Raw genomic sequence first — 10,851 nt, 5'->3', positions numbered from 1 at the left:
CTCCCCGTCTTTGCGTCAACCAAAACGCGAAATCTAAAAAACCTACCCATAAGAGAGCGTGGGCCCCGAGTTCCCCAATTCCCAATCCCCAGTTCACAGTAACTAAATTTTTTGCTGATAAGTTTTATGACATTGCTACTTGCAGGCGACATTGGCGGCACTAAAACGATTTTGCGATTAGTCAAAGCCACAGAGTCAACGTCAGAGCTACACACTATTTATCAGGAAAGTTACCTCAGTGGAGATTTTCTTGACTTGGTGCCGATGGTACAGCAATTTTTGCTCAAAGCCGATACACCGACACCACAAAAAGCTTGTTTTGCGATCGCAGGCCCAGTGGTGAAAAATACTGCTAAGCTAACTAATTTAGTCTGGTTCTTAGAAACTGAACGACTAGAACAGCAGTTAGGTATCTCACAAATTACCCTGATTAATGATTTCGCTGCTGTTGGCTATGGTATTTTGGGTTTACAAAAACAAGACTTGCTCACATTACAAGCTGGCAAATTTCAACCTGAAGCCCCGATCGCAATTATCGGTGCGGGTACTGGTTTAGGGCAAGGATTTCTCATTAAGCAAGGCAAGCATTATCAAGTCTTCCCTTCAGAAGGTGGACACGCTGACTTTGCCGCTCGTAACGAGTTAGAGTTTCAGTTAATGAAATACCTGTTGGATAAACACGATATCCAACGCGTTTCAGTGGAAAGAGTCGTTTCAGGACAGGGGATTGTTTCAATTTACCAATTTTTGCGCGATCGCCAAATCACCACTGAATCCCCAGATATCGCCCAAATTGTTCGCACTTGGGAAAAAGAAGCAGGACAACAGGAAAAAAGCGTTGATCCGGGTGCAGCCATTGGTATAGCTGCATTACAAGGAAGCGATCGTCTTTCGCAACAAACTATACAAATGTTTATCGATGCCTATGGCACAGAAGCCGGCAATCTCGCCCTGAAACTGCTACCTTATGGTGGCTTATACATGGCTGGTGGTATTGCGCCCAAAATACTGCCTTTAATCAAAAACAGCAATTTTCTGCTAAACTTCACCCAAAAAGGCAGGATGCGTTCTCTGCTGGAAGAGATACCCGTGTACATTATCCTCAACCCACAAGTGGGCCTAATTGGTGCTGCTTTGTGTGCTGCTAGGTTATAACTGCATCAGTAAAATCAGCATCTCCAAAGCTAAAACTATGACATTTAGAATTTTGTTACCACTTATTGCCGTTACTGTTGTCAGCAGTGCATCTACCTTAGTGGCAGCGCGTCCAGCTAAACTGCCAGCTTCTCAACCAAAAATCACCACACCTCAACCAGTACAGCCCAAGTGGAAATTATACACCGCTCCCGATGGGCGCTTTACTGTTTTGATGCCAGGAACACCCAATAGGAATACTCAATATCAAAAAACCTATATGGGTGAAATTAACTTAGAAATGTTTGTCGCCCAACCACCCAAACAAGAAGTAGCATATATAGTTACTTACAATGACTTTCCTTATAGTTATGGGCAAATGGCCAACCCCCAACTAATACTAAATAATGCACGGGATCTAGCTTTAAAAACTACGAAAAGTAATTTAATGAGTCAGCGAAATATTCGTAGTTCTAATGGTCATCCAGGGAAAGAAATTGAGTATATCAATACTGGCGGTAAAATCACTAAAAATAGAATGTATGTAGCCGAAGGACGCTTGTATCAAGTGATGGCTATAACTACTAGAAAGCAACACAAAACATTAGCTAGAACCATTACGGGATATTTAAATTCTTTTCAAGTAGTGTTAAAGAAGTGAGATGATTTACCTGCCTTGGATTTGATCCCAAGGCTAAGGATTCGTGTAAAAATAAGTTGAACAATTTAATATTTGTAGTGCGGGCATCTTGCCCGCGCGAGCAAGATGCTCGCACTACTTATTTTTACTTGATGCCTAATAGCTTAAATCTTGATAATTAGGATGTAAAAAATCAGTGCTTGCCGTTGAGGAGTTGACCGGCTCTCATAAAGTTAACTATTCTAATTTTTCCTTGACCCAAGCGCGAAACGATTTCAACAAAGCAATCTCACCCATACTTTTACTCTGCTGAATAAATCTACTCATCTCACTGACTGAAACCAGAGGAAAGGCAATACTAGAATCACACTCAACATATTGCCCTTCTCGCAACTGATAAAATTTCAAATTTTGCTCATCATATCGCCAAAGTTCATTTATAGCTAACGCTGCATAAATATTAAATTTATTAACCGAACTACTGGTAATATCAATCTCAATTGCTAAATCAGGCGGTGGATCTGTTTCTAAATCTAAAGTTTCTTTACCACAAATGGCTACTTCATTTTGGATATAATAACAAGCATCAGGTTCTATTCCCTTTTTTGCCAATTTCCGCTTCAAGGTTGTAGAACCAGCACTTCTGATTTCAATATCTAATTCTTCAGCTAAAACAACAATAAAATTGCCGAAATTACTTTTTAAGTTTTCATGTTGAAATAGTGGGGTCATAATTTCTAAAGTACCGCCATCATAAGCAAACCGGGAACCTCTATTTTCCCCTGTGTCTTTCAGCAAGGCTTCAAAGGTTTCCCAGCTAACGTTATTTAGCACCGTTCTTTGTTCTGCTGGTATTGACTGGACTAGCATATTAAAATACTTCTTACATCACAATGTTAGATAAAAATATTTCTTCCCTAATCCCCACTCCCTATTTTTAAGGCAGGTCTACTATAAAAGCTTAACATCTAGTTAAAACTGCAAGCTGTTATTGAAACTTTTTCAATTTGTTTCAGGGCTTGCATTTCAGTAAATAACTGAATTGCTTGATCAAAACTCACTTTACTATCATCAAATTTTTGCATTTGTTGATAAGTTAAACCCAATTGAAAATAAGCTTCAGCTAAATCACATTTAGCACCTATTTTATCTAAAAGTTCAATTGCTTCTTGATGATTACTCAAAGCTAATGCAAATTCTGCTTGTTGCCGATATATTGCTGCTAAACCATTAAGTGTTTTGGCTTTTACCTGCATATAATGACTTTCTTCAGCAAATTTTAATGCTCTGCAAAACATTTCGTTAGCTTTATCAACATCTTCCAAATTAACGTATGTTTGACCGAGAATTTGCATGAAATAGGCAAATCTGCCTGTTTGTTCTACGAGTGATTGTGTTGTGATAGTGTGATAAGCGACATCTGCTAATGAGCGTGATGCCTCAGATAATCCTAAATAGGAATTTACTAATGCTAAACACACGCTAGCTTTTTCTGCCCAACGATGATGAGCAGTATTTCGAGCTAGATAAATCACTTGTTGAAATAATTTTGCAGATGCCTCTAGTTCCCATAAGTCAATTTTGTAGAGACCAATGCTTAATAGAGAATCTACTTCTAGCATCCTCAGATAGTAAACTGTGTGTTGATTTTCTGGTTGGGGTGCGAGTGATTTGAGGATTTTAGTTGCTAGATTAATAGTTTTCTCCTGACAAGCGATCGCCTGATGTATCTTCCCTATGATCCAGTACAAATCACCCAATATATTGTATAGCTCACTTAAATTTTCTTCATGTGTAATTTGATCAATTACTTGACTAATAGCAGTCATAATTGGCTGGATCAAACCCATGCGATATAAAGTACTGCCAAGGGGTAAAAACTGCTGCCATTGATTATTTCGGCTTTTGAGAATAATTTTACCTGCTAACTCAAATTCTCGAATTTCTTTGTAATGATAATATGCTTCTAGAGCTTGTAACGCATCTGAAAAAGACTCAACTTTTTGAACTTTATCTGTCCAGAATTCGGCAGCTTTGTGGTTAGTAATTTGCCAATCATCACTGATGCGTAAGCGAGCGATCGCCTCGGCTTGAATGACTGGATGCAGCCAATATTCACCTTTATGGCACTCTATTAAAGACCGATTTTTGAGAGAAGTAATAATTTGGCGATGCTGAGTAGATGGAACATCCCAAAGTAAACTCAACAATCCTGGAGTGGGAATTTTGGTTACATCTTGATAGCGATAACATCCCAAACGACAAAGCAAGCGATAAGCTTGGGGGTCAAGAATTTGTAAGCGATTAATTTGACTGGCTGCTAAATTTTTTAAATCTGTAACTGCTAGTAGATCGGCATTATTTTCTTGCCAATAAAGAGCCATATCACCATCAAAATCTTCCTGAATCGCACCACAGAGAATGCCCATAGCTTTAGCATTACCACCGTAGGCACGATGCATAATATTTAACGTAGGCAAATCGATAATTAATTTGCGAGTGCTAAAAAACTGTTGCCATGCACGTTGATCTAAACCAGGAAGCCGATAATGTTCCGCATTTATCCCTGGTTCACAAAGGCGATCGCGACTTGTAATTAAGGTGATAGACTGCACCCTCGCATCAGCTAAAACTCGCAATAGTTCTACATAGTTGCGGTGAGGAGCAATTAATTTACCTTGTTGATCCAACGCAGGTTCTAAATTATCAATCAACACTCCAATGCGTCGGTTGTGGAGTTGGCGCTTCAGCCGTCCTAGCGTCACACCAAATTCTACCCCTGGTTCTTCGTGAAAGTCTTGTTTGAGCCATTCTTCCACTACCCGTGCCGCCGAGGTGATATTTTGCGCTTCCTTGGCCATCGGCAGTTCTAGAACTAACTCAAATCCTTTAGTTTGCAGATATCGCTGTGCAAGGGTAGTCTTACCCAAGCCTCCCTCACCTTGAATGACAATGACTTTAGTTCCTTGATTTACCAAAGAATTGAGGTGAGCGATCGCTTCTTTGCGTCCAATAAAATTGATATCCTCTGGTATAGTTTGAGTTCTAAAACTTACCTCATGAGAATGCAGATTTAGCAGTTCTGCTTCTTGAATCTTTTTTAAACACCGTTCTATAATCGCTCGACAATTACTTTTAGTAATCTTTTCCCGCAGTGCTTGCGAAAGCAACTTCCACAACTGCGAACCAACATCCTTGGCATGTCCTTCTGTACAACCGTAACAATTAGCGATATCTAAGTATTTCCTACCCAACCAAACCTGCTGAAAAATAACTTTTTGCAAATCGCTCAACCGTTCCCCGGTCTGAGCAGGAATTATGGTATCCAACCATGCTAATGCTGCTTCAGCGTTCATTGTGTAACGACGAGGGTAGTTTAATTCAAATTTTAGGATAACTGTAACTAGTCTACAGTTATGCTTTCCAAATTTTCGGATAAATTACCGCAAATCCGACTTTTTTCCTAACTTTATCAAAGTTTTGTGCAAGGGAATGGGGAACTTGTACTGAGCGTAAAGCCCTGCGCTTAACGCGTAGCGTCTGTGACAGGAGAAGTCGTACCCCTGTGCGGTAGCAAGCTACGCGTTAGCGTCTTTGCTTCAACTCAATGAGTGTAAGGCATCAAGTAAAAATAAGTAGTGCGGGCATCTTGCTCGCGCGGGCAAGATGCCCGCACTACAAATATTAAATTGTTCAACTTATTTTTACACGAATCCTAAGCAACAAATTGCAGATTTGTACAGTTGCAGGAGCCAGACATATATCACCATTCTCCGTTCCCTTTCATATAACCTCTACAAATACGCCACTACGAGCAAACTCTTCCTCTTCAGGAGTAAAGTAGGGAGCTTTATCTACAATTTCAGGATCAAAGCGGTAGGTTTCCTGAAGAAATTGACCAGTGATCACAGACGATTCCAACTCTTGGATATAGTCTTCGGCTAGCGTACACGCCTCCTTAATACCTGACTCATCGCCTTTCTCCAACAGCTTTTGGAGAGTTGCTCTAACTCCTGCTAACCGCGATGCCGGTTTTAGAATTCCATAGAGGCGGTATAAACGCTCGACGGAGATGCTAAGGTGTTTGAGTGCTTTGCCTCGTGCAAGTTCGGAGTCCAGACTGGGCCAGTAGCGGGTAGTGTAAAAAGCTTTCTCATCCTTGTGATACCATTCCTCGGAGCGAGCAATGGATGAGGAAACGGTGTTATGTAGTTTCCAGAAAAATAAGCGTAAGGCGGGGCCATCTACAACTGTAGACAGCTTAGCTTCCATCGACACCTCAAAATTATTCAGTTTTGGGTCACGTCCCAACAAAAGGTACTCTACTGGATACATATCGACTTCTTTGTTCTGCACCACATACATATTGAGGTGGTGACGGCAGTAAGGGCAGGGATACATCGTGGCAAATAGTTTAAAGAAGTCTTGGAAAACTGCCACTAGCGCTTTTTGTTCTTGATATGGCTTGGTACACACGATTTCAGCCGTGGTGTGGAAGAAACGCCACACACCAGGCCCAATGTAATAAGGAAAGCTAACGCGCATCTGAGCATCTTTAATATCACTTCGTCCCAAATACACATCAATAAATGCCACGTATTGTGAGAGTGCCCCTGACTCGCGCCCAAACTCTTGGCGTTCACGCCGTTTTTGCACGCCATTGAGGTAATAATGCGTCAAACGCCATGCCTGCTTAACTGCTAGCTTTTGTTTGGGAGTGGATTGAGAAAAGTTCTGTGCCACATCTGCCCCATAACGGTCAAATTCTCCCATTGCTTGAGTATCTGCATACCACTGAGCTAAAGCTGTTTCGTCAGGTACTGTGTTGTTTTGGATGTCAGCAGCAGTGTTGACACTGAAAGCAGCTAGCAATTTCGGCATAAAATCTTCATACCAATAATCTACTGGCATCATTGCACCGTCTATTTCTTCTGAAGCATCAGTGAGGATAACGCGGTTCCACTGCTTGAGGTAATCTTTGGGATCGCCTGCTGATTTCGGGGGAGGTGGGGTCAGTTCTGCATTCAGTTCCATCTGTCTTAGGCGGTTGAGTTCGTTTATAGCTAGCACGCCTGCTGCAATATCACGAAAGCTGAAATGCTTTTTCTTGACGGTAATGGCAAACTCCACACCCGCTGCAAACTTCTCCTTGACAGAGATGGATTTACGGCGTGCTGATTCCATTGCTTTTTCCTCAGCTAGCATCTGGGGTGTTTTTTCGATGCTTTTCCAGTTTTTGATGCGGTCTTGGAGTTGGGCGTACTCTTTCTCGATTGATTCAACGACTGCATCTAATAGGGGGTAGCAAGCTTTTTCTACGACATCTAAACCTTTGTACAATGCGATCGCTTTTTGGACAAACTGCACAAAGTCGGTAATTTTGTAGGGTAGGTTCCGCACGCGCAGGTGAGTTTCGTGATTAGCAGAGAAACTCTCGCGGAAGCAGCGGTAAGCAGCCCCCTGGATCAGGCGAAACAAGCCAATCTGCATTTGCAACCGAGAGGTGGCGCGTTCTTTTTGCTCTTGTGGGTGTTGCGCGAGCAGTTCTTTGAGCCGTGCCACTTCTGGACTATCGTACTTTGTTTCCTGTGTAAGAGATGTGGTGGTTAATAGGATAGGTGCTTCAGTAGCCATCGCTATGTCTGAGGTGACGGTGGCTGGATTATTTGCAGGGGGATTAGTAAAAGAAATGGGTGAATCTTTATAGCCGCTGGTGATTTCTGACTCTTCAGGAACCAGTTTTATGAACTCTTGAAAGTCAATTGAGGCATCGCCATCGTGATCGACTTCTTTAATCATCTCTTCGAGTTCTGCGTCCGTTAGCCCGAACAAACTCATAACGTTGTGGAGTTCGTTTGTGGTAATCTGACCGCTACCATCTTCGTCAAACACACTAAATGCCAGCTTCAGACGGCTTTTGCGATCGCCTTGTGCAGACACCATCAGGGTTTTGAATTCCTCAAAATCAATACTGCCTGATAAGTCAACGTCCACTTCTTTGATCATATCGCGCAGTTCGATGTCACTAGGACTTTGACCTAGCGATCGCATCACTTCCCCCAATTCTGTTGCTGAGATCGCACCGCTACCATCTACATCAAATACTTGGAACGCTGACCACAACTTCGTTACTTCTTCCTCAGTCAAGACTTTTTTTTCTAGTTCTACAGTTGTCATCAATTCATCCCCTTAATTTTGTAATTCGACCAAAAGGAGTTAAATACTTTTAATTTTTATTCAAGTGCAGCTAAGTCCATATTAATTATCCCTATTCCCTGTTATCCTACATTTTGTTGTGCCATTCTCTTCAGCACAACTGACTTTAAGACTGCTAAGGCTTCTGGTGTCGCTTCGGTAGCTTGCCACGATTGACGTGCAACTAAGCGATCGTGCCAAGCACTAAGTTTTGGATAATCACTTAAGGAAATACCTACTCCTGGCAACCAGATGACTACAGTTCCAGCTACAATCTCCGCGAGAGTCAGGTTTTCACTACCAAAGTAAGGGCGACTATCGAGTAAACTCTCAAACAACTTCAGCACTATGGCAATTTTCTGCTTTGCCTGCTCGATTTTTTCAGGATCTCCTGCGGGTAAGCCTAATACTTGAGGTAAAAATGTGGTGGTTGCGGGCAAAAGCTCATTCACTGTTACTAGTTGTACCATCCGGGCGATCGCTAAATCTTGAGCATCTTGAGGCAACATCGCAGGTATAGGATACTTTGCCTCCAAATAGTCCAAAATTGCTAAAGATTCCACTATGTTAAAGCCGTCATCTACCAAAACTGGAATGTGGTGGAAGGGGCTAATCGCTAAAAACTCTGGTTTAAACTGCTCCCCATCCAACTTTACTTCTACTAGTTCAAATTCAAGTCCTTTTTCCAGCAGTGCAACCCAAACTCGGCGGGAGTTTGGAGAAATAGGTGCATGATAAAGCGTCAGCATGAGAAAACCTCACAGCTTTATTGAGTAGATATGTAGCACTGCCTACTATACACCGTATACGCTACATATTTGATTCTCACAGCTTATAACTCCCCGAATCTTTCCCGGTAACGGGCTAACAAAGCTTTTGTTTGTGCTAGTTGTTGTTCGGCTTGCTGGCGCTGTTGTTCCTCTTGCTGCGCTACTTCCTCTAGTGTCGGTATCATCTGTCCATCAGCAGAGAATAATCTTAACTTAGATTCATGAATCCCCAAATATAACTGCAATTGCTGACTCCATAACCAGCCATTGTCTTGAGGTTGAATTTCTTGGTAGCTACCATCTAACAAATGAAACCCTCGAAACTCTAAGCTATTAGGATTAGGATCAAACCAGAAATAATCTGGGGTGCGGAAAGTATTTTGATATATTTCTTTCTTCAATCCTTTATCAGTTTTAGCCGTTTTTGGAGACAGAATTTCGATAATCACATTTGGGTACTTACCATCCTCTTCCCAAATTAACCAGCTTTTTCGGGGTTTGCGTTCAGTATCTAAAACCACAAAAAAATCGGGCCCCCGGAATTTCTCAGATTTTAGCTGACGAGGACTGTAATAAATTGTCATATTACCACAAGCATAGAAGTCTTGGCGATCGCGCCACCACCACTCTAAACACTGTATTAATAGCAGCATTTGCCGCAAGTGAAACTCTGTTTCCAAAGGCGGTTCGTCACTCAGTAAATCTCCAGGTGGAAATATAACATCTTCTGTGTCTTCCGAGACAGCCTCTAAATTTTGAGCGAAAGACATGACTGTTATTTATCTAAAATATAGTTTTGGTAAGGTTAAGTCTAGTTTAGACTGAGGCGTTACGAAATTCAGATCAAGCAGTAGATAGATGAGGTAATAGGCATAAAGCAAGGGAGTATGGTTTCAATCTGTGGCTAAATTTTTGAGAATTGGTAGACATCATTTACTGTGAACTTTGAGTTATTGGGAGAAAAAGCTGATGAAAGTTTACGAAATTCAAAGTAATGCAGGGATTGAAGCCTTAGCATTAGTTGAGCGCCCTGAACTCAAACCCGCAGCAGGCCAAGCTTTGATCAAAGTTCGAGCGACATCCTTAAATTACCGCGATTTGATTGTGGCTGAGGGAGCCTATGGTGCTGGACAAAAATATCCACTGATTCCCATGTCTGATGGAGCTGGGGAAGTTGTAGCAATTGGTGAAGGTGTCACACGGGTAAAAGTAGGCGATCGCGTCGCTGGTATCTTCTTTCAAGACTGGATTGATGGCTCTTTAACTAAAGAGAAAATGAAATCCGATTTAGGAGGCGGTATCGATGGAATGCTGGCCAAGTATGTCATTTTACACCAAAATGGGTTAGTAATATTACCTGATTATTTGTCATACATTCAAGGTGCAACCCTACCATGTGCAGCTGTTACAGCTTGGCATGGGCTAGTAACAAAGGGTAATATTGGCGCAAATGATAGTGTTTTGTTACTCGGTACAGGAGGAGTTTCAATTTTTGCCCTTCAGTTCGCCAAAATACACAATGCCCGAGTAATTATCACATCCAGCAGCGATGAAAAATTAGCACGCGCTCAACAGCTCGGTGCTGACGACACAATCAACTACAAAACAACGCCAAATTGGGAAAAGCAAGTTTATCAGTTAACTAATCGTACAGGTGTAGATCATGTTGTAGAAGTAGGTGGGGCAGGGACTCTACCAAAATCACTGCAAGCAGTCCGAATTGGAGGACGTATTAGTTTAATTGGTGTGCTGTCAGGCAGAGGAAATGAGATTGATCCTATGCCTATACTTTTTAAGAGTTTAGCAGTTCAAGGGATATATGTAGGTAGTCGAGAAATGTTTGAGGCGATGAATCAGGTAATGCAAAAGCATCAAATTCAACCGATTATTGATCGAGTCTTTCCCTTTAGTGAAGCAAAAGCAGCCTACAATTATCTTAAAAGTGCTAATCACTTTGGCAAAGTGGTAATTGAGTATGGGTGAACTACCCACACTGACCTGACGGTACAGTGTGAGCTTCCAACTTCACAGAAGATTGCCGCATCTTGGATTTACGTCCGCGAATTGGTCTTACATCCTCTCCATTGGCGTTAGCCTCCCCCGTCCCAGAGG

8 protein-coding genes are annotated in these 10,851 nt (G+C 41.8%); 3 read left to right on the top strand and 5 right to left on the bottom strand.

The window, feature by feature from the left end:
- Positions 1–126 precede the first annotated feature (126 nt).
- Together AC5JMF_RS24125 and AC5JMF_RS24120 are read left to right on the top strand one after the other, a co-directional pair.
- On the top strand, positions 127–1,155 hold the full coding sequence (locus AC5JMF_RS24125) for a glucokinase (protein ID WP_495798238.1): 1,029 nt from the start codon (positions 127–129) through the stop codon (positions 1,153–1,155).
- A 37-nt stretch (positions 1,156–1,192) separates the two neighbouring features.
- A complete protein-coding gene (locus AC5JMF_RS24120; protein ID WP_495798237.1) occupies positions 1,193–1,795 on the top strand; it encodes a hypothetical protein in 603 nt (200 codons plus the stop codon).
- 216 nt (positions 1,796–2,011) lie between these two features.
- On the opposite strand, the gene AC5JMF_RS24115 is transcribed toward AC5JMF_RS24120, so the two are convergent.
- The 5 genes from AC5JMF_RS24115 to AC5JMF_RS24095 form a co-directional block, all read right to left on the bottom strand.
- Positions 2,012–2,644, bottom strand: coding sequence for a Uma2 family endonuclease (locus tag AC5JMF_RS24115; RefSeq protein ID WP_495798236.1), 633 nt, complete (start codon positions 2,642–2,644; stop codon positions 2,012–2,014).
- A 98-nt stretch (positions 2,645–2,742) separates the two neighbouring features.
- On the bottom strand, positions 2,743–5,130 hold the full coding sequence (locus AC5JMF_RS24110) for a helix-turn-helix domain-containing protein (protein WP_495798235.1): 2,388 nt from the start codon (positions 5,128–5,130) through the stop codon (positions 2,743–2,745).
- Positions 5,131–5,557: 427 nt separating this feature from the next.
- Positions 5,558–7,951 (bottom strand): EF-hand domain-containing protein, encoded by a 2,394-nt coding sequence (locus AC5JMF_RS24105; RefSeq protein WP_495798234.1) that lies wholly within the window; start codon positions 7,949–7,951, stop codon positions 5,558–5,560.
- Positions 7,952–8,052: 101 nt separating this feature from the next.
- Entirely contained in the window at positions 8,053–8,718 is a 666-nt protein-coding gene (locus AC5JMF_RS24100; protein ID WP_495798233.1) for a glutathione S-transferase family protein, read from the bottom strand.
- 83 nt (positions 8,719–8,801) lie between these two features.
- The gene (locus AC5JMF_RS24095; RefSeq protein ID WP_495798232.1) at positions 8,802–9,509 is read right to left on the bottom strand and encodes a Uma2 family endonuclease; all 708 of its coding nucleotides are present in this window, start codon (positions 9,507–9,509) and stop codon (positions 8,802–8,804) included.
- A 199-nt stretch (positions 9,510–9,708) separates the two neighbouring features.
- Between AC5JMF_RS24095 and AC5JMF_RS24090 the strand changes: the two genes are divergently transcribed.
- Positions 9,709–10,722 carry a zinc-dependent alcohol dehydrogenase family protein gene (locus tag AC5JMF_RS24090; RefSeq protein ID WP_495798231.1) on the top strand — a complete coding sequence of 338 codons (1,014 nt, stop codon included), beginning with the start codon at positions 9,709–9,711 and terminating at the stop codon, positions 10,720–10,722.
- The last annotated feature ends 129 nt before the right edge of the window (positions 10,723–10,851 follow it).

The organism is Desmonostoc vinosum, from assembly GCF_059505385.1.
Note: the sequence above shows the minus strand (reverse complement) of the source record. Positions and strands in the feature narration are given on the sequence as shown.